This window comes from Flavobacterium sp. ZB4P23 (assembly GCF_003970375.1).
Taxonomy (GTDB): domain Bacteria; phylum Bacteroidota; class Bacteroidia; order Flavobacteriales; family Flavobacteriaceae; genus Flavobacterium.
The window spans coordinates 85,438-111,452 of record NZ_RYDK01000002.1; the positions used below are offsets into that span (position 1 = coordinate 85,438).

Genomic DNA, 26,015 nt, shown 5'->3' on the forward strand with positions numbered 1-26,015 from the left:
GTACGTTACACTTCCCATTCTCCTTTTGCGAGGTATTGTGTTTTTCCTCCAATTTTAATATCAAACTGATTTTCAGCTAATTTTCCATCGAAATAAATCTGAGAGGCTCTGTTTATAAAATCGCCCTGATGATTAATCATTTGAATTTCCGGCGAGTGATATTTTAAAAGAAAAGCCTGTAAACACGTGCTCGCACTTCCCGTAGCCGCGTCTTCTATAAGCTGATTCGCTTCAATACAAAACATCCTGCTACTCAGCTTTTTTTCTACCAAACAATAAAAATACAACGCTCTATGACTGGTTTTGCAGTGTGCATGCAGCCATTCTTTCATTTTATCCTTATCAAGAATCAAATGCTCTAGTGCCTTTTTACTTTTAATAGGAACAATCACAAAAGCGCTTCCTGTAGTCACTTCCTGAATGGGAAATTTATCCTCAAAATCAGCTCTGCTTAAATTGCTGAAGGATAAAAAATCTTCCGTTAAAAAAGTATTCAAAAACTCCGGTTGAGCCGCCTGTAGCCAAACCAAATCTCCCGATTGATATACCGGAATTTCACCAATTGGAACCGACAGCGAAATCTTTTCAGGTTTATTCTCAAATATTTTATGCATCAAAACCCATGATGTTCCTATGATTGGATGGCCTGCAAACTTCATTTCGTGGTCTGGTGTGAAAATCCTAATCGCAGCAGTTTTATTCTCCGGTTGAAGCTTAGTAATAAAGGTGCTTTCGGCAAAGTTGATTTCGCGGGCAATTGTCTGCAGCTGCTGGTCGCTCAAGGAATCAGCACCTAAAAAAACCGCGAGTTGATTGCCTGCATATTTATTCTCTGCAAAAACATCAACGATGTAAAAAGGTAGATTCATTCCGTATGTTTTTTTTGTTTTCAGTTATTTTTTCGCGTTGATTTTGGTTGTTTTTCTAACTTCCACTCACAGCTTTATTTAGTTATCGATGCATTTGTTTTGGACTCTTCCGCTTTAATTCTGTCTAATTCAGTTTGTGCCTCTGAAACTACATCCTGAAAATCAGTAAAATTCTGAATGACGTTTTCTAAAATGTAAGTCGCCTGATAGCTGTCTTTGAGTCCGTAAAAATTTTTCGCCATTAAGACTAATCCTTTGGCTCCAAAATACTTATAGCTCGCATAATTTTCGGCTAATTTTTGAACGGCAACATTAGAAGCTTCAAAATTTTCTTCTTTATTTTTAAAATAAGCATCGTAGTACAGGGCTTCGGCCGCTAATTCCCCCTTAGCAATTGTCATTACTTTGGCATAAGCCGCGCGTGCTATGGCTTCATCACCAGTTTGCATTGCTGCGCGTGCAATGATAATTTGCGCATCACTTTTGACATTATCATCAGTCTTTGGATTCATTAAGACTTTCTCCGCGTACACTACTGAATTTGTATAGTCCTTATTTTCATAAAAACATTTCATCAGATTGGATTGTGCAAATGTTTTATTCTGAGAAACATCTGCTTCGTTTTCTAGACGGGACAATACCGGAATTGCTTTGTCATATTCCTTATTTTTCAGAAAAAACTGTGCCAAACGCACTAAAGATGGCTCCGTAAATTCACTTCTGGATTGGGCTATTACAAATTCATAATTAGGAATTGATTTGCTTTCAGATCCTTCAGAAAAATACAATTGCGCCAGGTAATAATTAGCCTTCAAGGCGTGTATTCCTGGGGAAAATTGACTTAAATACCCACTAAAACCTGTAATTGCCTGTTTGGTATTGTTTTGTTGAAATTGTTTTTCGGCAGCTTCAAATGTATCATTATCCAGCTCTGCATCCGTGACAGCCACAAAATCTAGGGTACGTACCCAAGTTGCATATTCATCTACTCTGCCCATATCTACGTAAATTAATCGGGCTGCAGCTACTGCTTCTAATGCCTCCGGAGACCGAGGAAATTCAGCCGCTACTTTCTTAAACTTCACTACTGCCTGATCATTCCTGTCTGAATTAAAATAAATTAATCCCTGGCGCAAAATAGATTTTGAGGCAAAAGAACTCTTTTTGAATTCTGTATTCAGTTGCTCATACGCTTTTAAAGCCAAATCATTTTTATTTTCGGCAACATACGTATTCCCTAGTTCAAATAAAGTATCATCTCGGTAACCCGATTTTGGATACAATTGTAAAAAAGCATTCAATTCTTCTATTTTTTTATCGTTTTTATCCATAAATCCATAGGAAATTGCTTTTTGAAAATACGCATAATCCGCATCGACACTTTTAGAGGCTATCACTTTAGAGTACGCATCCATTGCGGGACCGTATTTTGAGGTTACAAAACGACAATCTGCCAAACGCAAATACGAATCATTCAAACGCACTTTATCCTCTGGTGCTTTTTCAATCTGATTTTCGAAATAATTCCCTGCCTGATCGTACTCTTTCAATTTGAAATAAGCATACGCAATCGTGTAATTGTGATTTTTATATTCAGGAGTTTTTGAGGCTTGTGCAAAGCCTGCAAATTGTTTGAAACTCAACAACGCATTTTTAAAATCATTCAAAACATATTCTGTTTCTGCTTTCCAGAAAGCCGCTCTGGCAGTAAAATACGGATCTTTCTGTTCGTTCATAGACTGCGTAAACATAGTCAAGGCTTCCGGATAATCACCGTCTGTATACAATTCTAACCCATTGAAAAAAGTAACTTTCTGGTACGCTAATTTGTTTTCAGGGGATCTGTTTTTTTCCAATATTACTAAGGCCTCTTTATAGTTTTTAGAAGAAATATAAGAATCAATCAAGAGTCTTTCTATTTCTGAACGGTTGGCATTATTGGGGTATTTCTTCAAAAAAGCATGCAAAATTGCAGGCACACTTTGATAGGAATTTCCAAGTTCATAGCTTAATTTAGCGTAATTCAAACCCGCATCTTCCTGTATTGCTTCGTCAAATGACATTTCCGACGCATTTTTGAAAGCATTTAAAGCTTGCTGTTTCTTGTTTGTATTGAGGTAACTTTCCCCCAAATGATAATAGGCGTTTTGTGCAACAAAATCTTTCCCACCTATGATTTTATTGAACTGAGAAATGGCATTTTCGTAGTCTTTTTGTTTGTAATACGCATATCCTAATTGGTAAAAATCCGTATTATTCCATCTTCCTTTTTTACCTTGATAATCAACTAAATAGGGAATTGCGGTATCGTATTTTTTTAAATTAAAATAGCTTTCGCCAATGATTTTATTAAGTTCCGATTTTTCTAAAGGATTTGATTTGGCCATTGCTTTTTCCCCTAAATCAATTGCGTTTTGGAAATTTCCTAATTTAAAATTCATATCCGCCTGATAATAAGACAGTTTTTCCTTGTATTTTTCTTCTCCGGAAACGGCGTCAAAATATTTTGTCGCTTGCTTATAATCATCTCCTTCATAGGCCATGAATCCCAAGTAATATTTAGCTTGCGAACCATATTCAGGAGCATTCACCACTTTATTAAAATAAACAGTTGCCTCTTTTTTCTTTTTGGCATTAAAAAAACTATACCCTTTTTGAAAATTAAACTGGTCTTGCTCCTTTCTGCTCAGATTCCTTTCATCCACTTTGTCAAACCATTGCAGGGCTTGGGGATAATTTCCCAAACTAAAATGATACTGTGCCACCTCGATATACGCTTGATTTTGTTTGACACTCGTAGGATAATCCGAAACAAAGCGTTCCATCATCTGATCTGCATTGGCTTGATTAGTACGAATGGCGCAATTTGCCACATAATAGGCACAATCTGATTTTAATTCATCGGTGCCGGCGGATTCTTTTACTTTATTAAAAATAATTTGTGCCGATGCATATTGTTCTTCGTTAAACAACGAAACCGCTTTGTTGAAATCCTTTAAATCGTGGGTATAAATAGTTGATTTTTGTGCCGAAATACTGATAGTGCTACTAATGAAGAAACTACAGAAAAGCCAAGAAATTTTACGCATTGTGGTTTTATTTTAATAATTCAAATGTATTGCATTCTGATCTTTATAACGAATTGCGATTGGTTTTTATTATGAATATTTTTTTTTAACCGTTTATAATTTAACCTTCTTAAAACAGACTGACCAATTATTATACCTTTTAATAACCTGATCACCGGATCCGTTAACACAATAGTAACGGACAACGAGTTTTGGCTTAACACCTTAAAAATATCTTTACTTTAATAAATTTAAACATAAACATATAAAAAAAATGAAAGTTAATTACTATTTTATTTTATTGAGTACACTATGGTTTTTTACTATTAAAGCACAAGAAAACAGCACTTTAAATGGAATCATTACAGACGAATCAGGCAAACCTCTTATTGGTGCATCAATCAACATTAATACCATATCTAAGAACACGATAACTGATATTGCTGGAAGTTACCAATTGCAAAATATAAAATTCGGCACTTACACAATTCAAGTGGCCTATCTTGGTTACGAAAGTCAAAAAATTTCAATCTCCTTAAACCAATCCGAAACAACACAAAATTTTATTTTAAAAGAAAGTTCCTTTCAATTAGATGGTATTATTGTTACCGCCCAAAAAAGAGAACAATTAAATAAAGATGTTCCCATCGCCATTACCTCTTATGGGGGGAAATTTATTGAAAATTTAGGGATTTCAGAATATGATGCTTTTTCAGATTATGTTCCTGGATTACAAATCCAGATTCAAAGTGTAAATAATCCTGGTATCGTTATTAGAGGAATTACCAGTGATAGTGGGGATTCTCGAGTAGAACCACGCGTTTCAATTTTTCAAGATGGCGTTTCCATCAGTAAATCCAGAGGATCTGTAGTAGAGTTATTTGACATTGAACGCGTTGAAGTTCTAAAAGGTCCTCAGGGAACTCTTTTTGGCAGAGGTGCACAAATTGGTGCCATGCATATTATTCAAAACAAAGCTAAAAACGAAAATTCAGGAGAACTAAAAATAGGAACGGGTAATTATAATCAGTTCTCAATGAATGGGTTTGTAAACACTTCCCTCATTAAGGATAACCTATTTGTAAGAGTAGCCGGAATCCTGAGTAAAAGAGACGGTTTTATAGAAAACAGATCTGGAGGCAACTTGAATGGTAAAGAAACGCTAGCTTTTAGAACTTCCTTAAAATATTTAATGAGTGATAAAACCAGTTTAGATTTAATTGCAAACTGGCAACAGGACACCCCACCGGGAACGGGTTTCAAAAGCGGAACTTATGCCCCTTTAGGTGGAACAACCAACCCAAATACCTTTGCGGACTTAGAAAGAGGAACCGAATTGGGAATCGACAGAAAAGTTTATGGTCTTACAGCGATATTGAAATCTGAAATCAATCCTAATTGGGATATGACCGCCACCACAGCTTACAGAGAATTTAAATCAGATGAAGCTTTTGATGCCGATGGTACGGCAGCTCCAGTGCTTTACTTTAGAGAAATTGCCGAAGGAAAACAATTCAGCCAAGAAATGAGATTTAATTTTAATGATAAAAATAAATTATCCGGTTTCTTTGGAGCAAATGTTTTTTATGAAAAAGGATCTCAAGCGGTTCCTTTTGAAGTAAATGAACAAAGTTATTTTGCCTTATTGGCAGCTAGAAACACACTAATCGTTAATGGCGTTCCTACCTTATACCCAAATATTCCAAACGACCCTGCTTTTGGTCCATTGGCAGGAGCTCCGCTTTTAGCTTTCAACAAAGAAAAATCAACCAATTTTGGAGAGAATTATTCTGGAGATATCTTCGCAGATGCATCTTATGATTTAACTGATAAATTGACTTTTACTTTGGGTGTAAGAGCTACTTTAGAAAATAGTAATGCCGGTTTAGAGGTTCAAAATGCAGATCAGCCTGGTGTATTGGGTAATTTTTTAGGAGTTTTTCCTAACAACTTATTTGCTCCTACAAATGGAAAACGTACTGCCAGCGAAACCTTCACCTCTGCTGTTGGACGATTTGCTATAAATTATGATATAACGGACCACATTACTCTTTTTGGGAATGTTGCCAGAGGCCGAAGACCTAACGTAATTAATGTTACCGCGAAAACTGTTAATGTATTATCGGATGAAACGGTATGGTCTTATGAATTTGGCGCCAAATCTCTCTTCCTAAACAACCGATTGCAATTTGACATCAATGCTTTTATATACGATTACAGCAATTTTCAAACGACTATCGCACGATTAGACGAACAGAATGGTTTAGTGATTCAGCCAAATGACAGCGGTTCTGCCTCAACTTTTGGTTTTGAAACGGCCTTGCAATATCAGTTTACAAAAAACAGTTCTTTCTTTGTCAATTATGCGTACATCGATGCTGCCTTTGATGAAACGGATTCAGACGGGAACCAACAACAATTGGCGGGAAATACTTTCCGATTGACTCCAAAACATTCCTTTTCTGTTGGATTTAATTACAATCCATCTGTAAACACTATCTTAGACCTTTACCTTAGACCAAGCTATACATACAAATCGAAAGTGTTTTTTGAAGAAACAAACTTACCTAATATTTCACAAGCAGGGTATGGTCTTTTGAATATCAGAACAGGATTAACCATTAGAAAAAAATACGAAATAGGATTATTCATGACTAATCTTTTTGACAAAAAGTATATTATTGATGCCGGAAATACCGGTGGTGCTTTTGGAATACCAACTTTTATAGCTGGTGCACCTCAGTTCTATGGTGTACAAATGGCTGTTAAATTTTAACAAAAATGAAAAAAACAATAAACACACTACTTGCAGCACTCTTTTTTTGTACTTCTATTTTTAGCCAAGAAGGAATAAGCACAGTAGAAATATCCAGCTTAGATTCCTATCTCGCTACTACAGAAGCTAAAGTAATTGGAATCAAGCCAAACAATGCGGCTAAAATAATATGGGCTGATGGGTATAAAAACAAAAAAACAGCTGTTGCTTTTGTTTATTTGCATGGTTTTGGTGCCAGTCACCGTGAGGGAGAACCGGTTTTAAAAAAGCTTTCTACACAATACAAAGCCAACATCTACCTCTCGCGTTTAGAGGAACATGGTCTTTATCGTAAAAACACCTTCGAATTTCTTACGCCTGAAAACTATATTGCCTCTGCTCAACAAGCACTAGAAATTGGGAAAAAACTGGGAGAAAAAGTAATTTTGGTCAGTACCTCGACGGGAGGAACTTTAAGCTTGAAATTGGCATCCGAAGATCCTAGCATCTCGGGATTGATCCTCTATTCGCCTTTTGTCGATTTATTTAATCCTGCTATGGCGGGTATCATCCTGCCTGGTGGTAGAGAGAAATTCAAAGAAACTATTGGTGGCAATATGCGAACACAAAACCGCCCAGAGGAACAAGCTAAGTACTGGTCTACCAATTACCACATCAATGGCTATGTTTCCTTAATCACTATGCTTAAGCAAAACATGACCGAAACTACATTTACAAAGGTCAAGTGTCCGGTTTTCTTAGGCTATTATTACAAAAACGAAAAAGAACAAGACCAAGTCGTTTCCGTTTCTGCCATGCATACAATGTACAACTCTTTAGGAACGCCTGAAAACAAAAAAACAAAAATAGCCTTTCCAGAAAGTGGGGATCATGTTATTGCTTGTGATTTACGTTCAAAGGATTGGCAAGGTGTTCATCAGGCTACGGTAGACTTTTTAAACCAAACAATTTTACAATAAAAACATGAATAAAATCATAATAACAGCAGTTTTAGCAATATGTACGCTAGGTTGCAAGGCTCAACAAGAAAAACAAATAGTCCAATTACTTCCTGGTGAAATTCAAACTCTCTTTAATTTTGATTTACAGGGGCATCGTGGAGCAAGAGGACTCTACCCCGAAAATTCATTAGTTGCCTTTGAAAACGCAATCAAATTGGGAGTAAACACCTTAGAGCTAGACGTAGTTGTTACAAAGGACGACCAAATACTGGTATCACATGATCCTTTTTTCAACCACATAATTTGTTTGGATAGTTTAGGAAACACTATTAACAAGGAGGACGAATTAAACTTAAATATCTATCAGACTACTTATTCACAAGTACAGCACTATGATTGTGGCACCATCGAACATCCACAATTTCCGGAGCAGACTAATAGTAGGGTTTCAAAACCATTGCTGTTGGATGTAATTGCGCAGTCTGAACTTTTATCTGACCAAAAGATCTTCTATAATATTGAAATAAAAAGTACTCCAGAGGGGGACAATAAATACCATCCAACACCTCAGGTTTTTGCAGATTTATTTATTAAAACAATCCAAGGGCGTATCCCTATGGAAAGACTAACTATCCAGAGTTTTGATTTTAGAGTACTGCGCTATATCCATCAAGCCTACCCTGATTACAAACTAGCGGCTCTGGTGTACAAAGATAGTGTCAAAACAAATTTAGATGCTTTGGGATTTATCCCAGACAGCTACAGTCCAGAACATACGCTATTGACTGCCGAAATTGTAGCGGAATTACATGCCAAAGGAATGAAAGTTATTCCTTGGACTATTAATGAAGCAAGTCGGATGAAAACGGTTCTAGGTTGGGGAGTTGATGGCATCATAACGGATTATCCCGATAGAGGATTGCGCTTTAAAAAATAAGAACTTCCGTCTTGATTTCATTTGTTCCTTAAAGCAACAAAACTATCCTGTTTGAGTGAGGCTACTGAAAAGGTCCTTAACAAATTATATTTCATTAAAAGAGTAGAAAACCTTCATTTTCTACTCTTTTTTTATGCTAAAATGGGAACTTCAAGCAGCAATAAAGTGCGGATAAATTGGCTTTAAATAAAATTCGGACTTTCCCTTGTTTATACCTGTTTTTTGAAAATCCGTTGAATAGAATAGAATTTATTTTGAATAGAACCGTTATCTTGTTACTTTTACCCCATAAACAAACTGTATTATGTCACAATCTGTCCTGTCTTTAAAAAACGTTACTATTTTCCAAGAACAAAAAACTATTTTAGCTCATGTAAATTTGGAGGTAAAACATGGTGAATTCCTGTATATTATAGGAAAAACAGGTTCCGGAAAAAGCAGCTTAATGAAGACCTTGTATGGTGATTTGGCTTTAAAAGAAGGCGAAGGAAGTATTGTTGACTTTGATTTAGCCACCTTAAAAGAAGATGATATTCCGTTTTTGAGAAGAAAAATTGGAATCGTTTTTCAGGATTTCAAATTACTGCCGGACAGAACCATTAAAGACAATATGTTATTTGTCCTGAAAGCTACAGGCTGGACTGATGCTGATGAAATGCAGCGAAAAATTGATGAGGTGCTGGACAAAGTAGCAATGAAAGAGTTTGGCAACAAAATGCCACACCAAATTTCAGGTGGTGAGCAACAACGTGTTGCCATTGCCAGAGCTTTACTCAACGATCCTGAACTTATACTTGCGGATGAACCTACCGGGAATCTGGATCCACAAACCAGTGCTGAAGTCTTGGAAGTATTAAAAAGCATCAATGCCAATGGAAAAACAGTCATTATGGCCACTCATGATTATGCGTTGCTTATGAAATTCCCTTCGAAAACATTAAAATGTGAAGACGAACGAATTTTTGAAGTAGTGCAACAGAGAGCCGTGTAATGCTTTCTATTCTTATCCCAATATACAATTATAATGTGTATCCTTTAGCATTGGAGCTGCGCAAACAATGTTTGGAATGCAATATTGATTTTGAGATTTTATGCCAAGATGATGCTTCTGATTCTTCCCTAAATATTTTTAATGAAAAAATAAATTTGCTTTCTCACTGCAGTTTTGTTTCATTAAAAGAAAACATTGCCCACAGAGAAAACAGGAATTCACTTGCCGAAAAAGCAAAATTTGAGTATTTACTTTTTATAGACGGGGATTCTACTTTTCTGAATTCTGATTATATCAAAAGATATTTATCAAATTTATTTGATTTTGATGTGGTTTATGGAGGACGCTTGCATCCAGAAAAATGTCCTTCTGATAATCAAAAACTACGGTGGAAGTACGGAAGATTCATTGAAGATAAATCTGCTGCAAACAGAAAGACAAAACCCTACCACTCACTACTTTTTAATAATACCATAATTAAAAAAGTCTGTTTTGACACGGTACAATTTGACAAAACCATAAAAAAATACGGTCACGATGACACCCAACTCTCGTTTCAACTAAGCAAATTAAAATCCAAAGTAAGCCATATAGAAAACCCTGTTGAACATGGCGATTTAGACACTAATCTAGTGTATTTGAACAAGACCAAAGAGTCTTTAGAAAATTTAAATTTATTGTATCAGAAGAAAAAAATTGACATTGAATTTGTACGATTATTGCAACTGTATCATTTTTTAAAAACAACCAAATCAACTTTTATTATTTCAAAAATAAATGCCGTTTTTGAAAAATTATTATTTAAAAACCTGACCGGAGACAATCCTAATATACTGGTTTTTAATTTGTTCAGAGCAGGTTATTTATGCTCCATTGACTTTAAGAGCAGAACCTAAACTCCTTTTTTGAGTCCAATAAACAATTGATGCCAAGTTTGCATAATGGCATCGATGTGATATTTTTTACTCGATAATTTTGCCTTTTTTGCCATTTCACTTCGTAACACCTCGTTTTCGATTAAAATTTCTATAGCCGCTACATAATCCGATTCGTTCCCGTTTTCAATCAAAAATCCATCTTCTTTATGCGTGATTATTGCTCTTGGTCCGCAAGGACAATCGTAAGCAATACAGGGTAATCCGGAAGCCATTGCCTCAATTAACACCATTCCAAAACCTTCATATCGAGACGTCATCAGATAAAATGAAGCATCTAAATATTTTTCGTTAATATTCTGAACAGGTTCATAAAAAACTATATTATTTGAAACATCCAATTTTTGGGCAAGTTGTTTTAAATCGATATTTTCATTAGATTTTCCATAAATTTCCAATATCCAATCTGGATGTTTTAAAACCACTTTTTTCCAGATGTGCAACATGCTGTCAAAACCTTTTTCGTACGTATGTCGCCCTACCGCAATTACTTTTTTGTTTGTTAATTCACCAGATTTTTCCGTTACAAACCATAAAGGATTCGCAATAACCAGTGTGTTTTTTATGTTCCATTCTGAAATACTCTCGTTTGTTTCAACAACAAATCGATTGTATTTTTTTATTCCGTTTTTTTTCAGTTGTAAAACAAGATTCGAGAACAATTTAGTAAAACTGTTTGTCACAATTTCACTTTCTTCAATAAACCTGGAACTATGCATTTCTAGTACCAGAGGAATTTTATATTTTATAATAAAAGGAATTAAATATGCCTTTAGACCATTATCACAAACAAGTATAATATCCGGGTTTACAGTCTTAATACAACTGTTTAGTTTCTTACAATACGCTTTCAAAAAAGAAAGATTTTTTCCTTTTAAAATCATATCGTGAAAAGTGATCTTCTTATTAAAAGAATAAAACAAAGGAGAATGACCTCCGTTTTGAGTCAGAATAACAACTTCATAGCCTAATTGTTCAACCAGATAATTGGCTTTGACAGCAATAACTCTTGCCACACCTCCGGCGTTATTAATGTTAGGAACTACAAATAGCAACTTCATTTTTTTGATTTCAAAAATTCGTCATAATCTCTGATATAATCTTCTTCTTTAAACATATCTGAGGCTAAAACCAAGCAAACTGATCCCGAAGAAAAGTTTTGCAGTTCTCTCCAAATTCCTGTTGTAATGAGTAAACCTACGTTTGGTTTATTTAATAGGTAGCTTTTTTTCTCGATACCGTCATGAACAACCACCTCAAAACTACCGCTCAATGCAATTAAAATTTCTTGTTGCTGAATATGGGAATGACCACCTCTAAAAGCAGTACTAGGCACATCAAAGAGATAGTAAATTCGTTTGAATTCAAATGGAATTACACCACTTTGAATGTAGGCTAAGTTTCCACGAACATCGTCTATTACAGGAATTTTTAATACTTGTACGTTTTCTACTGTTGTCATTTTCTGCTAATTTTCATTACATCTAACCATTGCATGCCTATATTTTCAATTGAGAAGGATTGTACGCTTGCCAATGCATTTTGTTTACAATACTGATACAATACTTCGTCTTCAATGAATAAATTCATCGCTTCCGTCATTTTACTACCATTTTGATTTTCAACTAATAAACCATTTTCTTTATTTACAATTATTTCACTTGGACCAGTTAAGCAGTCAAAGGATATTACCGGTGTATTACAGGCTAATGATTCTAGTAGAACATTTGGCAGTCCTTCATTCAAGCTACTCAAAACAAAGAATTTAGCATTTTTCAGGTACTTAAACGGATTCTGTTTAAACCCTAAAAAATGAACTTTATCTCCCAGTTTTTTTTCTTTTACTAACTTTAAAAGAATATTTTTTCTTTTGCCTTCCCCTAATAAAACCAAATGTATCCCTTTTTGGGGTAAAGTCGAATGGGCATACGCTTCAATTAATTTATCAAATTGCTTGATATTAGTTTCCATTTGACCTATCCCAATAATATACTTGAAGTTAAGTGCCACAGGTTCTTCACTCTTCCTGACAATTTCCTCAATATCTATAGGATTGTAAATGGTAATCGCATTTTTCAGCTGGTGCTTTCGCGCTATTAACTCTTTCGATTGATTAGAAACACTAACCACTTTATAACAATTTCCATACATGTATCGGGTAAGCACCGACCAATTGGGCATATAATGATTAATCAAATAACTGTGCACGGTGAAAATAGTATTGGTTTTATAAAGCCATTTTGAAATTAATAATTCTTGAATGGGTTTTATCCTAAATCGGAAATCAATAATAAAATCAAATTCATGCTCTTTCAAATAGTTCTTCAAAAATAAAAACCGACTGAATTTATTTAAAAAACCGTTGGTTTTGTTTTTCATTTTACCCAAATTGACTAATTTTCCGGCATAGGAATAGGAAACGGCATCCAGGACAATAATAGTATGAACTTCTATGCCCTGTTTTTCAAAAAAAAAGGATAAAACAGCCATCACTTTTTCAGCACCTCCATCACTTAATCGGTACCCTATTAATGCGATTTTATATTTTTTATTGGGTATTATCATTCTCAATTTGTTATTTTCGTCTCAAATATAACGCTTTTAAAAAAACATGCAAGATAATCCACTAGTCACCGTTATTTGTTTGTGTTACAATCATAAAGATTATGTAATAGAGAGCTTAATGTCCGTATTAAACCAACATTACGATACTATTGAGTTGATTATCGTAGACGATTGCAGTACTGATAATTCTAAATCCGTAATTGAGAAATGGCTTCTGGATTATCCACAAATTCCATTTATAGCCAATGACACTAATTTAGGGAATACTAAGTCTTTCAATAATGCCTTAAAAACAGCAAAAGGGGATTATATTATTGACTTGGCTGCTGATGATGTATTATTGCCCAATTGCATCACTTCACAAATAAATGCTTTCAACAACACAACTTTTAAAAATCTTGGAATTGTATATGGAAACGTCGAATTAATCACTGAAAAAGGCAAACACGAATCTTATTATTTCCCTGTTGATAGCTTTCAAAAGGTAGTCAAGGAAAGAACAACGGGAGATATTTATGAATCCGTTCTTTCTGGTGGTGACTGTATTTGCTCCGTTTCATCAATGGTCAAAAAATCACTCTTCGATGCTTTGAACGGCTATGATGAAACGCTGGCGTACGAGGATTTGGATTTTTGGATTCGGGCTTCTCGAACGTACGAATTTGACTTTATTGATGCTATTCTGGTTCAAAAAAGAATTGTACACCACTCCCTAGGCACTCATTTTTTTAAGAAAAAAGATGCCAGAGCCAGAAAAATTAATCAGAGTACATATTTGATCCTTAAAAAAGCAATTGGGCTCAATAGAACAAAAAAAGAGGATAAAGCAATTTTAAAACGCATTCATTTTGAGATGATTCTCACCTATAAAACTGCTCATAATACGTTGTTACTGCGCTATATTATTATGGAAATTAAGTTGCGATTTCATTTGTTAGCTTCATAAACTACACTATCAAATACTCGTCCAGCAAGGCTTTCTCTCCTTCCCAATCTCTGGAAATGGCGTTTTTTATAAATTTTGCCGGAATACCACCAATCAAAATATTTGAACCAAATGACGTATAATCCGCAGTACACACACTACTGGAGCCTATCGTACAAAAATCAGGGGTAGTCGTATTTTGCAGTACCGTAACCCTGCTGGCTGCATAGTTGTAATTTCCTATTCTAATTGGCGCTGTCATTTTAAACTTTTCACCCGTTGTAGTATCCATCATCTGATGGAAATTAGTGTCCATAATTTGTGATTCCGAACCAAAACGGGCGTAATCCCCTAATACAACATGCTCCATACAAATCAATTTTGCATTTGAGGCCAATGAAGCCATGTGTCCCAATTCGCACAATCCACCGTCACCAACATAAATAAAATAATCTTTACCTAATTGTATGTGACCTTTAAAAATGAGCGTTCCCAAAATAGTGATTTCGGCAATTCCTTTGTGAAGCGTATTTATTTCATAAGGTTGTCCAAAACCAATCATTCCCTTTTTGACAACTCCCTCAATTTTGATTGCACCCGTTATTGAAGTAAATTTTACTTTTCCATAAAAAAATACAGGGAGCTGCTTAGCAATAGGATACGGGAATTTTTTAAAATTAAAGTACAGTGTTTTGGTCCAGTTTACGGAATAATACAGTTGTAACCGATGATAAAAAAATCTTACTTTTCTGTAAACATTCTTAAGTATTTCAATCATTCTTTTTCTTAATTATAGCATTGAACAATTCTTTTAATGCGGTCTTTTTGTTCATTTCAAATAAAACAAAAACAATCGACACTACTACCATTAGTGACATTAAGCCATACTTTAAAATTGGATTTGGAAGGTGTCTGAACAAAAAAGTTGCCACACACAGCAAGATGCAAATTAAATAAGTGTTATAAAAATCGCTTTCAAAATAAAACCCATATCTTTTTTTGGTGATTATTTTTAAACCCAAAAAATGAATGAAATAATAGAGCAAAAAACTAAATCCAAGACCTTCCAAACCATAATAATAATACCCTAAAACATTCAAAATAAGCGAAATGCTATTAAATCCAACAGCAGTTCGCATAAACATTTTCGAATCGCCTTTGGCAATCAAAATATAGCCCATTGACCACGAAACGGCCCGAAACAACATTGCTATTATTCCAAAACAAACCATTGGAATAATGGCGTTGAATTCCGGTGTAAATATAATTTTCACAATCAACGGAATGCACGTTAAAAACAAAATGATTACCGGTGTAATAATCAATATTGAAACAAACGATTGCTGAACAACACTGGTTCTTACTTTTTCATTATCCGCATTAATGAACGCTAATCTTGGAAAATAATCGGTACTCATGACCGTAAAAATTACTCCCACATAGGAATTCAACAAGGTGAAACCGGCATTGTAAAACCCAACTTGTTCTAAACCACCCCATTTTCCAACAAAAATTTGAATCAAATACGTTGATAACAAGGTCAGCAAACCACTTAATGTCAATAAAATACCTAGTCTAATAATACTTTTTCCTTCGGCATTTCCTTGTTCTTTAGAAAACACATTTTTTTCAAATGGTATTTTTTTCGAATAATAAAAAGAAACCAATAGTGAGGCTAAAGAAGCAACTATGATGGTGGGGACAATGGCATCAATCCGGTAATAATAATACAACGGAATTGAAACTAACAACCCCAATCCATTTCCATAAAAATTAGCTTTGGCTAAAAACCGCATTTTTCTTAAACCCTGCAAAACAACCAGCTGGCCAATCATTAATTGCCGGAACAACAAGGTGATCGAAATAAAAACAAAGGTAAAAGTATGATTCGAATTCCCAAAAGTAATTTGGCTCAGCCAACTAGAAAACAGGATCACAAGAACGCATCCTAAAATCCCGGTTAGTACTGCGAGCTTTTTTATAAGTGCTGCTACAGATGCAATCGTACTTAAATTGTCGTTTTTGTAGCTACTGGAAAGGTGTTTTACACCACTGGTTTCAATCCCTAAACCAGTAACACCGCCCACAAGATTCATCGCCGAGTTCAACAAAGAAATAATCCCCATTCCCTCAGGCCCAATAAAAACAGCAATACACTTAGTCCGGATAACCCCAATAATAATCATAAAAAACTGAACGCCTCCAAAAAGCGACGTCGTTTTTACAATGCGATGATATGACGTTTTACTATCGGACACTTTTTAATATGTATTTAAAATTGCAATAATATGACGAACCTCCTCCGGTGTCAAGGCAGGACTTATGGGCAAACTCAAAACTTCTTCATGAATTTTTTCAGTAATTGGAAAGGACAACATATTCCATCCCGCAGTCTCGGAAGAGAAAGCTTTTTGACGGTGGGGCGAAACTGGATAATGGATAACCGTTTGAATTCCGTTTTGACGTAAATATTCTTGTAAATCCGTTCTATCCTGAGTTCGAATGACAAATAAATGAAAGACATGATTGTTTGACAAATCCCAAAATGGAAGTATTATTTTATCGTTTTTTATTTCTGATAAATAGCGATTGGCAATTGTTCTTCGGCGGTCATTCTCAGCATTTAAAAACGGTAATTTCACATTTAAAAAAGCAGCTTGCAATTCGTCTAATCTGGAGTTTATCCCTACATAGTCATTATAATACTTGGTTTCCGATCCGTAATTTCGAAGCGACTGAATAACCCTGGCTAATTCAGAATCATTAGTCGTAACGGCACCGGCATCGCCTAATGCCCCTAGATTTTTCCCAGGATAAAAACTATAGGCTTGGTTTTTTGGCTTTTGGTTTTGGGTCTTCGCACTTTCATCTTCAAAGGAAGCCCCGTGAGCCTGAGCCGCATCTTCTACTACTAATAAATTGTTTGCTACAGCAATTTCATTTATTTTCTCCATTTCTGCCAGCTGTCCGTAGAGATGAACCACTAGAATCGCTCCCGTTTTAGAAGTGATTTTTGCTGTAATTAAATCGGGATCCAAGTTATAGGTTTCTAATTTTGGCTCGCTCAGAACCGGAATTAAATCTGCTTGCAAAATAGCGAGAATACTGGCAATGTACGTGTTTGCTGGCACAATGACTTCGTCCCCTTTTTGCAGTTTTCCTAACACGATATAGGCTTTAAAAATGAGCACTAAAGCATCAAAACCATTTCCCGTCCCAATACAGTATTTTGTTCCGCAATAAGCCGCAAAATTGGTTTCAAACTCGCTGACTTCATTCCCTAAAATATACCAACCATTCGCTAAAAACCCTTTTAATTTTTCCTGAAAAGCGGTTTCATAGGGCTTGTTTGTTTGTTTTAAATCTAAAAATGGTATCATACTAGATTCATTTTATAAAAGTCTTGGCCATATACCGTACAGCCTAATTCTTCTTTTTGTTTCAAAAGTCCGGCATGAAATCCGCTTTCATTAGTATCATTAACAATACCCATATCAAAAAAAAGCATGCCTTGTTTTTTGTATTTTTCTATTAAGGTAATAAATGCAAAATCCAATGCGCGCAACTCCTCGCCTTTTTTAGTGGTGGCTCCATATTGTGATTTCACCACCGTTTCGGTTTCAAACAGTGTCACTCCGGCAACTATTACATCGTCATAATACACTGAAAATTGTTTGATGTTTTGAGGGAACAATGCCTTTAATTTTGTGATTTCTTGCAAGGTATGAACTGGTTTTGCATTGTATTTTTCACGCAATCTTGGTTCTAAAACCAATTCCCAGAAAGAGTCCGGCTCCGCTTCCTCGACAAGTTGCAAGTCGAGTGCTTCCATTTTTCTCAAATGCTTCAATTTACTTTTAGAAACAGTCAGTGGCATTGCTAAATTAATGGCCAAATTCATTTCTTTCTTCTCCAGAAAAGCGCCTTTTTTAAGCAAGAAAAACTCCATTTCAGCATTTCCTTTTGAAAAATAAAAAAAAGGGATTTGTTTCAAATAAAAGGATTGGATGCTATGGTCTTTAAAAAAAGACAAAACACAGTCTACAAGTTCCGCTACTATCTCTGCTTTTATTATAGCTGAAAAAACCAAGCCGCCATAGGTCAAACCCTGATGTGAAAAAATGCTGTTTTCCAATTTATTAGCTGGCAAAACTGCTACCAGTTTTTGTTTGTCATAAATCAGTACTGAAAAATCTTCAAAGCGATCCTCATGGTATTCCATAAAATCACGGTGAAACAAAAAGGTTGCATTTTTGGCTTGACCAATAAAGGAATTCCAATGGGCATAATCGCTTTTTTGATATCGTTTGACGGTATAATTTTTCACGCTTTGGTTTTAGACTTTGTGAAAGTAATCATTTTTTATTTAGGTTCTAAAGTGGGCAGATACCATTTGAATTTTACGGCCATCAACCGAATTATAATAATAAAAATTGACGTTGTTATGTATAAAATATCCTTATCCAAATTAAATTCCCGAAGCATAAAAAATAGCATTCCGCCCAGAATACAAATCGTGGCGTAAATTTCCCGTCTGAAAATCACCGGAATATCGTTGCATAAAATATCCCGAATAACCCCTCCAAAACAAGCTGTGATCGTTCCTAATGCAATGCATATAACAGGATGCAAACCAATATTTATTCCTTTTTCAAGACCAATTAATGTAAAAACGCCCAGCCCGACGGTATCAAATAAAAACAAAGAAGTGCGCAAACGATCAAATTTTTTCCTGAAAATAATCGACAAAACAAACCCAAAAAAAATCACATACACGTAATTCAGGTCTAGCATCCAGCCCACGGGCGTCCTACCAATCATAACATCTCGTAAGGTTCCGCCGCCAACAGCCGTTACAAACGCAATGATGAACACCCCAAAAGGATCGAGTTTTTTACTCATAGCGGTCAATGCGCCTGACATGGTAAAAGCAATCGTACCGACAAAGTCTAGAAAGTAAAACATTTAGATTGAAATTTTTTAAATATGGAATTTCTACAAAAATAAAGAAAATACTCGTAAAAATAACCAAAGCAACTGGCATTAATGCTGCTATTGCTTCCAAATAAATATTCGGATCAGATTAGAAAACTGGATTTTCTCTGTGTATCTTTGTCGTGTTTAATTAAATAGAGGAAAGCCTTGAAACAAATTACTTCGATACAAAATCCGCACATAAAATCCTTAGTGCAATTGCAGGAAAAAGCAAAAGCGCGCAAACAATCCGGTACTTTTTTGATAGAGGGAAAACGGGAAATTTCAATTGCCATCAAAGGCGGTTACGAAATAGAAACTTTATTGTTTTTATCTGAACTTTGTTCCGAAACTGAAGCGCATCAATTTTCTGAAAATGCAGAATTGATCGAAATCAACAAAGAAGTCTACCAGAAACTGGCTTATCGCGATACCACCGAGGGTATTTTGGCTATAGCCAAAACCAAATCATTGCGATTATCCGATTTAGAATTATCCGAAAACCCATTGATTCTAGTTGCTGAAGCACCTGAAAAACCGGGAAACATTGGCGCTTTGTTGCGCACTGCGGATGCTGCTAATCTGGATGCCGTGATTATTGCCAACCCAAAAAGCGATTTATACAACCCAAATATTGTGCGTTCCAGCGTAGGTTGTTTGTTTACCAACCAAATTGCAACCGGAACTACAGCAGAAATTATTGCTTTTTTGAAGGAACGAAAAATCAATTTTTATTGTGCAACGCTACAAAACTCCACTTCCTATCATACCCAAGATTACACCACACCAACGGCTTTAGTAGTAGGAACAGAGGCAACTGGCTTGACAGCAGCATGGCGAGAAGAAGCCACGCGAAATATTATTATTCCAATGCAGGGCGAAATCGATTCTATGAATGTTTCCGTTGCAGCAGCCATCTTGATCTTTGAAGCCAAAAGACAACGGGGATTTTAGACTGAAGATGAATGCTTTTTTGATAGGAGATTTCAAAATTTTCATTGGCACACCTAAAGACAATTGGTTTAGAGAAGTGCAACTTTCAAGTAAAAGAGAAATTTTATTTTGCTTCCAAACGTTCCCACAACTTTATGGTGCTATTTTTTCTGCAAAGACAGTAATTGTGTGGTAAAATGGAATAATACCTATTTTCATGCTGATGTGTATTTATTTTTAGAATGTGGGGCAATTGAAAAGCAGTCTGAATCACAATAAAACCCATTTCCGGACGGACTGATTTCAGTTATGACTTTCAAAATTTAGCGTTTAAAAAAATCCTGTAATATCGTGCTTAAATAAAATTGCATATCTGCTAACTTATTGCTATTTTTAAGAAATGAACCATGCCGTTATGATCGAAATAGATTTAGAAAAAGAAAATAAAGCTATAGCTCAGGAGTACAAAGAGTTACTTCGAATAAGCTACCAAACCTTGAGTGATGAGGACAAAAAACTCATCCGAAAAGCCTTTGATGTATCTGTAGAAGCCCATAAAGAGCAACGCAGAAAGTCCGGTGAAGCCTACATTTTTCATCCTATCGCTGTAGCAAAAATTGTTGCTTCAGAAATAGGTTTGGGAGCAACCTCTATTGCAGCTGCATTATTGCACGATGTGGTCGAGGATACACCCACTACAATTCAGGACATCGAGCGCTTATTTAATCCTAAAGTAGCCCAAATTGTTGAAGGATTAACAAAAATATCTATGGTGCAAAGAGACCTAAACGTTTCAATGCAAGCCGAAAATTTTCGCAAGATGATTTTGACGCTAAATGATGATGTGCGCGTAATCCTGATTAAACTTGCTGATCGCCTGCACAACATGCAAACCATGGATTCGATGCAAGAGGACAAGCAGACTAAAATTGCATCTGAAACCTTGTACATTTATGCGCCACTGGCCCATCGATTGGGTTTGTACAATATCAAGACAAAACTGGAAGATTTAGGATTAAAATATACGGAACCAGCAGTATACAATGAAATCGTAAGTAAAATAAAAGAAACTAAAGAGGAGCAGGATGCGTATATTGAGGCTATTTCAAATATTTTAAAAACATCCTTAGATACTGAAGGAATTGATTATATCATAAAAGGCCGTCCAAAATCAATCTACTCCATCCGGAGAAAGATGCAGGCTCAAAATGTAAGTTTTGACGAAGTGTATGATAAATTTGCACTCCGAATTGTTTACAAATCAACTCCCCATGACGAAAAATTCATCGCTTGGAAAATATACTCCATTGTAACGGACCACTACAGGCCCAGCCCGAGTAGGTTGCGCGATTGGATTTCGTCTCCAAAATCTACTGGCTACGAAGCCTTGCATATTACCGTAATGGGACCCAAAGGGCGCTGGATTGAAGTTCAGGTACGCAGCGAACGCATGGATGAAATTGCCGAAAAAGGATATGCTGCGCACTACAAATATAAAAATGGCGCTACCGAAGAAAGTGGTTTGGATGTCTGGCTCAATTTACTAAAAGAAGCCTTAGAGAATTCTGAGACAAATGCAGTAAATTTTGTGGAGGATTTCAAGATGAATTTATATTCAAAAGAAATTTTTGTTTTTACCCCAAAGGGAGAAATAAAATCCTTGCCCAAAGGTGCTACATCGCTTGATTTTGCTTTCAGCATTCACTCCGAAATAGGCATTCGCACCAGGGGAACACGTGTAAACGGAAAATTAGTCCCGTTGAATTTTGAATTAAAAAGTGGTGATCAAATTGAAGTAATCACGTCACAACATCAAAAACCAACGATCAACTGGCTGGATTATGTGACCACTTCAAGAGCCAAAACTAAGATAAAAAATGTTTTAAACGAGAACACCAAGAAAATTGGAGAAGAAGGAAAAGAACTGCTGACGCGTAAACTAAAGCATTTAAAAATAACTTTAAATGAATCTGTTGTAAATGAGCTAGTCAATTTTTTTAAGTTAAAAACAAGCTTAGATTTATTTTACAGAGTCGGGATTGGCGCTATAGAAAACCAACAACTCAAAGATTATGCCGCCCAAAAAAGCAATACTTTTATTAATTTTTTCAAGAATAAAATAAAACGAACCGCCAGCACAGCTGATGAGGACATTCATAAACCAATAATAAGCAGCAATTATGACATGCTCGTATTTGGCAAAGAACATGACAAACTGGATTATAAATTATCCCCGTGTTGCAACCCAATTCCCGGGGATGACGTGTTTGGGTTTGTCACGATAAATGAAGGGATAAAAGTGCATAAAAAAGATTGCCCAAACGCGATTGGAATGCAATCCAACTATGCCTACCGGATCATGACGGCCAAATGGATTGACTCTTCCCAAGAAGAATTCAAAGCCATCATAAACATAACCGGAATGGATGTTTTAGGACTTACCAACCAGCTAACAAAAGTGATTTCGAATAATATGCATGTGAACATCCAGAGTATTTCTTTGAGCACAGAGGCAGGTATCTTTCATGGGCAGGTGGCCGTAATTGTTCAGAACAATACAATCTTAAAAAAATTAATCAATAATATCAAAAAGATTGATGGAATAGATAAGGTAACCCGAGTTTATAAAACCTAGAAAAGTTGCTGGTTTTTTACATAATGTAGCTTTTCATACCTGAAACGGAACAAACTTGAAACTAAACAAACCGGAAATTTTAATCTTTAAACTAAAAAATTTATCTTTGCCAGCATATGACACTCATTTCCACAGATAACAACAAGAATCAAGAAATTGTAAAAAATGTTTTTACAATGTATCTTGAAAAAAAAGGACATCGCAAAACGCCAGAACGTTATGCTATTCTTCAGGAAATTTACGATAGTGAAGAACATTTTGACGTAGAGAATCTCTACATCAAAATGAAAAATAAAAACTATCGGGTTAGTAGGGCAACCCTTTACAATACTATCGAATTATTATTGGACTGTGCTTTAGTGCGCAAACACCAATTTGGACAGAATCAGGCACATTACGAAAAATCATATTTTGACAAACAGCACGATCACATTATCATGACTGATACCGGTGAAGTAATCGAGTTTTGTGACCCTAGAATCCAAAGCATCAAAAAAACAATTGAGGAAATTTTCGATATAGAAATTACAAATCACTCCTTATACCTTTACGGTGTAAAAAAGGAAAAGAATACTCTGGACGAACAAGATCGTTCCTAAATATAAAAATTAACTACAAATAACATATAGAATGACGGTAGATTTATTACTAGGGTTGCAATGGGGAGATGAAGGAAAAGGAAAAATTGTGGATGTTCTTACTTCGAAATATGACATTATTGCACGTTTTCAAGGAGGTCCAAATGCAGGACACACTTTAGAATTTGATGGAATAAAACATGTTCTTAGAACTATTCCTTCCGGTATTTTTCATAAAACTGCTGTAAACATCATTGGAAACGGAGTTGTAATTGATCCTGTAGTTTTTCAAAAAGAAATTGAAGGCCTTGAAAAATTTAATTTAGACATCAAAAACAAATTAATCATTTCAAGAAAAGCGCATTTAATTTTGCCAACGCACCGCTTGTTAGATGCCGCATCAGAAGCATCTAAAGGAAAAGCAAAAATTGGTTCTACTTTAAAAGGAATTGGCCCTACTTATATGGACAAAACCGGAAGAAACGGAATCCGTGTGGGTGATATTGAATTAGAAGATTTTACAGATCGTTACAGAGCTTTGGCTGACAAGCACGAAGCCATGATAAAATTCTATGATGTTGCGATACAATACAATTTAGAAGAATTAGAAAAAGAATTTTTTGAAGCTATCGAAGAGCTAAAAAAATTAGACTTTATTGATAGCGAAGAATATTTACACCAAGCGCAAAAAGCAGGTAAATCAATATTATGTGAAGGAGCCCAAGGTTCGTTATTAGATGTTGATTTTGGAACCTATCCATTTGTGACTTCCTCTAATACAACTGCCGCAGGCGCTTGTACCGGTTTAGGGATTGCTCCAAATAAAATCAAGGAAGTATACGGAATCTTCAAAGCCTATGTAACACGCGTTGGAAGTGGCCCGTTCCCTACTGAACTTTTTGACGAAGATGGTGCAACTATGGCCCGTGTTGGAAATGAATTTGGATCAGTAACCGGCAGACAAAGACGTTGTGGCTGGTTAGACTTAGTAGCACTGAAATATGCGGTTCAGGTGAATGGTGTAACCCAACTGATGATGATGAAAGGGGATGTCCTTTCAGGATTTGAAACGTTGAAAGTATGTACGGAATACAATTATAAAGGAGAAAATATTTCACATTTCCCATACAACATTGAACCGGAAAATGTAACTCCAGTGTATCAGGATTTCAAAGGATGGAAACAAGATTTGACTGGTATGACCACATATGATGAGTTACCAATCGAATTAAAAGAATACATTGAATTCATCGAAAAAGAAGTAGAAGTGCCTATCAAAATTGTTTCTGTAGGTCCAGACAGAAAGCAAACGATTCTGAAATAAGATTATGAAACGTCCCGATAAATCGGGACGTTTTTTTTAGTTTAAAAATCAATTCCTACGAATGAAAAACCCAACCATTAAAATACAAAAAACCGAATTGCTCTCAGACAATTGGTACCTTTTAAACAAAGTCACTTTTGACTATCAAAAAAAAGACGACTCCTGGATTACCCAAAAAAGAGAAGTCTATGATAGAGGAAACGGAGCCGCCATTTTACTTTATAACACTTTACAAAAAACCGTTATTCTTACACGCCAGTTTCGCTTGCCAACCTATCTTAACGGAAATAAATCAGGAATAATGATTGAGGTTTGTGCCGGCCTTTTGGATCAAGACAATCCGGAGCAATGCATCATTAGAGAAACCGAAGAAGAAACAGGATATCGTATTTCTACAGTCAAAAAAGTCATGGAAACATATATGTCGCCAGGAGCTGTAACTGAAATATTGTATTTATTTGTTGGCGAGTACGATGAATCTTTGAAAGTAAGTGACGGTGGCGGAGTAGCACATGAGGAAGAAAATATAGATGTGATTGAAATGTCTTTTGAAGAAGCGTATGCCATGATTGAATCTGGTCAAATGCAGGATGCCAAGACTATTATGTTACTACAGTATGCTAAAATTCATAATTTGGTTTAATGAGTAATCCCACTAAAGGAGTTCTATTTGCCTTATTTGCTACCTTGTTATGGTCCGTAAATATGGTCATCGCCAGTGGCATAAAAGACCACATTCCTCCTATAGGACTGGCCTTTTGGCGCTGGACAATTGCATGTCTCGTTTTGGCTCCATTTGCTTTAAAAAGCACTACTAGAAATTTCACAATTGTTAAAAAACACCTCCGGTATCTTGTGTTTACGGCGGTATTGGGAATCACTATTTTCAACACGTTAATTTACATTGCAGGAAAAACAACGAGTGCTGTGAATTTATCGCTAATCGCCATTTCGATTCCGTTATTTATTGTTGTAATCTCCAGAATTATTTTTAAAGAGACCGTTTCTAATCTAAAAATCATAGGAATTGTAACTATAATCACAGGGGTTCTAGTGCTAATTACCAAAGGTTCGCTTCAGGCCTTGCTAAAAATAAACTTTACCATTGGGGATTTATTGATGCTTGTGGCTTGCTTCTTTTTTGCGTATTACACTATTTTAGTGCGTAAAAAACCACCTGAATTAACACCAAAAGTATTTTTGTTTAGTGTTTTTGTAATAGGCACACTGCTCCTTTTTCCTTTTTATCTTTGTGAACATTTGCTTTACAAAAAAGTTGTTTTTGACACTAAAACGATACTGATTACCTCCTATGTTGGCATTTTTGCTTCGCTGGTTTCTTTCTATTTGTGGAACGAAGCCATACGATTGATAGGCACATCTAAAACAGCTCTAATCTATTATTTAATCCCAATATTCAGCGGTATTCTTGCTTACTTTTTCCTAAATCAAGCAATTGGATTGATACAAATTATTAGTATGGGCATCATTGTTTCTGGTTTATTAATCACCAATAAGAAGTAATTTTTAATTTTTGACAAAATAGAAAAGCAGAATGAATTTA

At 35.5% G+C, this 26,015-nt stretch carries 22 protein-coding genes; 12 read left to right on the plus strand and 10 right to left on the minus strand.

Annotation, left to right across the window (positions count from 1 at the left end; all coding sequences use genetic code 11):
• Positions 1-5: 5 nt before the first annotated feature.
• Both EKL99_RS03545 and EKL99_RS03550 read right to left on the minus strand, forming a co-directional pair.
• The gene (locus EKL99_RS03545; RefSeq protein WP_126576412.1) at positions 6-869 is read right to left on the minus strand and encodes a PhzF family phenazine biosynthesis protein; all 864 of its coding nucleotides are present in this window, start codon (positions 867-869) and stop codon (positions 6-8) included.
• Between the two features lie 74 nt (positions 870-943).
• Positions 944-3,958, minus strand: a complete 3,015-nt coding sequence (locus EKL99_RS03550) for a tetratricopeptide repeat protein (protein ID WP_126576413.1) — start codon at positions 3,956-3,958, stop codon at positions 944-946.
• Between the two features lie 253 nt (positions 3,959-4,211).
• On the opposite strand from EKL99_RS03550, the gene EKL99_RS03555 reads away from it, so the two are divergent.
• The 5 genes from EKL99_RS03555 (at position 4,212) to EKL99_RS03575 (ending at position 10,478) form a co-directional block, all read left to right on the plus strand.
• Positions 4,212-6,713: a TonB-dependent receptor gene (locus tag EKL99_RS03555; protein WP_126576414.1), complete on the plus strand. Its 2,502-nt coding sequence runs from the start codon at positions 4,212-4,214 to the stop codon at positions 6,711-6,713.
• Between the two features lie 5 nt (positions 6,714-6,718).
• Positions 6,719-7,672, plus strand: a complete 954-nt coding sequence (locus EKL99_RS03560; protein WP_126576415.1) for a carboxylesterase — start codon at positions 6,719-6,721, stop codon at positions 7,670-7,672.
• Between the two features lie 4 nt (positions 7,673-7,676).
• Positions 7,677-8,591 carry a glycerophosphodiester phosphodiesterase gene (locus EKL99_RS03565; protein WP_126576416.1) on the plus strand — a complete coding sequence of 305 codons (915 nt, stop codon included), beginning with the start codon at positions 7,677-7,679 and terminating at the stop codon, positions 8,589-8,591.
• A 304-nt stretch (positions 8,592-8,895) separates the two neighbouring features.
• A complete protein-coding gene (locus tag EKL99_RS03570) occupies positions 8,896-9,582 on the plus strand; it encodes a cell division ATP-binding protein FtsE (RefSeq protein WP_126461087.1) in 687 nt (228 codons plus the stop codon).
• The gene (locus tag EKL99_RS03575; protein WP_126576417.1) at positions 9,582-10,478 is read left to right on the plus strand and encodes a glycosyltransferase family 2 protein; all 897 of its coding nucleotides are present in this window, start codon (positions 9,582-9,584) and stop codon (positions 10,476-10,478) included. The genes EKL99_RS03570 and EKL99_RS03575 overlap by 1 nt, the downstream gene beginning before the upstream one ends.
• Here the strand turns inward: EKL99_RS03575 and EKL99_RS03580 are convergent.
• The 3 genes from EKL99_RS03580 to EKL99_RS03590 are packed head-to-tail and all read right to left on the minus strand — an operon-like array spanning position 10,475 to position 13,082.
• Positions 10,475-11,578 carry a glycosyltransferase family 4 protein gene (locus EKL99_RS03580; protein WP_126564268.1) on the minus strand — a complete coding sequence of 368 codons (1,104 nt, stop codon included), beginning with the start codon at positions 11,576-11,578 and terminating at the stop codon, positions 10,475-10,477. The two genes, EKL99_RS03575 and EKL99_RS03580, sit on opposite strands and share 4 nt — an antisense overlap.
• Positions 11,575-11,979, minus strand: coding sequence for an FdtA/QdtA family cupin domain-containing protein (locus tag EKL99_RS03585; protein WP_126461096.1), 405 nt, complete (start codon positions 11,977-11,979; stop codon positions 11,575-11,577). Before EKL99_RS03585 ends, EKL99_RS03580 begins: the two co-directional genes overlap by 4 nt.
• A complete protein-coding gene (locus EKL99_RS03590) occupies positions 11,976-13,082 on the minus strand; it encodes a glycosyltransferase (RefSeq protein ID WP_126561847.1) in 1,107 nt (368 codons plus the stop codon). The genes EKL99_RS03585 and EKL99_RS03590 overlap by 4 nt, the downstream gene beginning before the upstream one ends.
• A 46-nt stretch (positions 13,083-13,128) precedes the next feature.
• On the opposite strand from EKL99_RS03590, the gene EKL99_RS03595 reads away from it, so the two are divergent.
• The gene (locus EKL99_RS03595; protein ID WP_126461102.1) at positions 13,129-14,028 is read left to right on the plus strand and encodes a glycosyltransferase; all 900 of its coding nucleotides are present in this window, start codon (positions 13,129-13,131) and stop codon (positions 14,026-14,028) included.
• A 1-nt stretch (position 14,029) separates the two neighbouring features.
• Here the strand turns inward: EKL99_RS03595 and EKL99_RS03600 are convergent, their stop codons facing one another.
• From EKL99_RS03600 to EKL99_RS03620, 5 genes are read right to left on the minus strand one after another with little or no spacing between them, the layout of a single operon-like run.
• Positions 14,030-14,785, minus strand: coding sequence for a transferase (locus EKL99_RS03600; RefSeq protein ID WP_231507370.1), 756 nt, complete (start codon positions 14,783-14,785; stop codon positions 14,030-14,032).
• Positions 14,778-16,265, minus strand: coding sequence for an oligosaccharide flippase family protein (locus EKL99_RS03605; RefSeq protein ID WP_126461105.1), 1,488 nt, complete (start codon positions 16,263-16,265; stop codon positions 14,778-14,780). Before EKL99_RS03605 ends, EKL99_RS03600 begins: the two co-directional genes overlap by 8 nt.
• Positions 16,266-16,268: 3 nt before the next feature.
• Positions 16,269-17,387, minus strand: coding sequence for a DegT/DnrJ/EryC1/StrS aminotransferase family protein (locus tag EKL99_RS03610; RefSeq protein ID WP_126576419.1), 1,119 nt, complete (start codon positions 17,385-17,387; stop codon positions 16,269-16,271).
• Positions 17,384-18,334, minus strand: a complete 951-nt coding sequence (locus EKL99_RS03615) for a GNAT family N-acetyltransferase (RefSeq protein ID WP_126461112.1) — start codon at positions 18,332-18,334, stop codon at positions 17,384-17,386. The genes EKL99_RS03610 and EKL99_RS03615 overlap by 4 nt, the downstream gene beginning before the upstream one ends.
• Positions 18,335-18,369: 35 nt before the next feature.
• The gene (locus EKL99_RS03620) at positions 18,370-18,972 is read right to left on the minus strand and encodes a trimeric intracellular cation channel family protein (protein WP_126461115.1); all 603 of its coding nucleotides are present in this window, start codon (positions 18,970-18,972) and stop codon (positions 18,370-18,372) included.
• A 177-nt stretch (positions 18,973-19,149) separates the two neighbouring features.
• On the opposite strand from EKL99_RS03620, the gene EKL99_RS03625 reads away from it, so the two are divergent.
• From EKL99_RS03625 to EKL99_RS03650, 6 genes are all read left to right on the plus strand, one after another.
• Positions 19,150-19,935, plus strand: a complete 786-nt coding sequence (locus tag EKL99_RS03625) for an RNA methyltransferase (RefSeq protein ID WP_126461118.1) — start codon at positions 19,150-19,152, stop codon at positions 19,933-19,935.
• A gap of 394 nt (positions 19,936-20,329) precedes the next feature.
• Complete coding sequence (locus tag EKL99_RS03630) at positions 20,330-22,549, plus strand: bifunctional (p)ppGpp synthetase/guanosine-3',5'-bis(diphosphate) 3'-pyrophosphohydrolase (protein ID WP_126556323.1); 2,220 nt, start codon at positions 20,330-20,332, stop codon at positions 22,547-22,549.
• Positions 22,550-22,665: 116 nt separating this feature from the next.
• Positions 22,666-23,148 carry a Fur family transcriptional regulator gene (locus tag EKL99_RS03635; protein ID WP_126461125.1) on the plus strand — a complete coding sequence of 161 codons (483 nt, stop codon included), beginning with the start codon at positions 22,666-22,668 and terminating at the stop codon, positions 23,146-23,148.
• Positions 23,149-23,179: 31 nt separating this feature from the next.
• The gene (locus EKL99_RS03640) at positions 23,180-24,451 is read left to right on the plus strand and encodes an adenylosuccinate synthase (RefSeq protein ID WP_126461129.1); all 1,272 of its coding nucleotides are present in this window, start codon (positions 23,180-23,182) and stop codon (positions 24,449-24,451) included.
• A gap of 61 nt (positions 24,452-24,512) precedes the next feature.
• Positions 24,513-25,094: a GDP-mannose pyrophosphatase NudK gene (gene nudK, locus EKL99_RS03645; protein WP_126576420.1), complete on the plus strand. Its 582-nt coding sequence runs from the start codon at positions 24,513-24,515 to the stop codon at positions 25,092-25,094.
• Positions 25,094-25,975 carry a DMT family transporter gene (locus EKL99_RS03650; protein ID WP_126453668.1) on the plus strand — a complete coding sequence of 294 codons (882 nt, stop codon included), beginning with the start codon at positions 25,094-25,096 and terminating at the stop codon, positions 25,973-25,975. Before nudK ends, EKL99_RS03650 begins: the two co-directional genes overlap by 1 nt.
• Positions 25,976-26,015 lie beyond the last annotated feature (40 nt).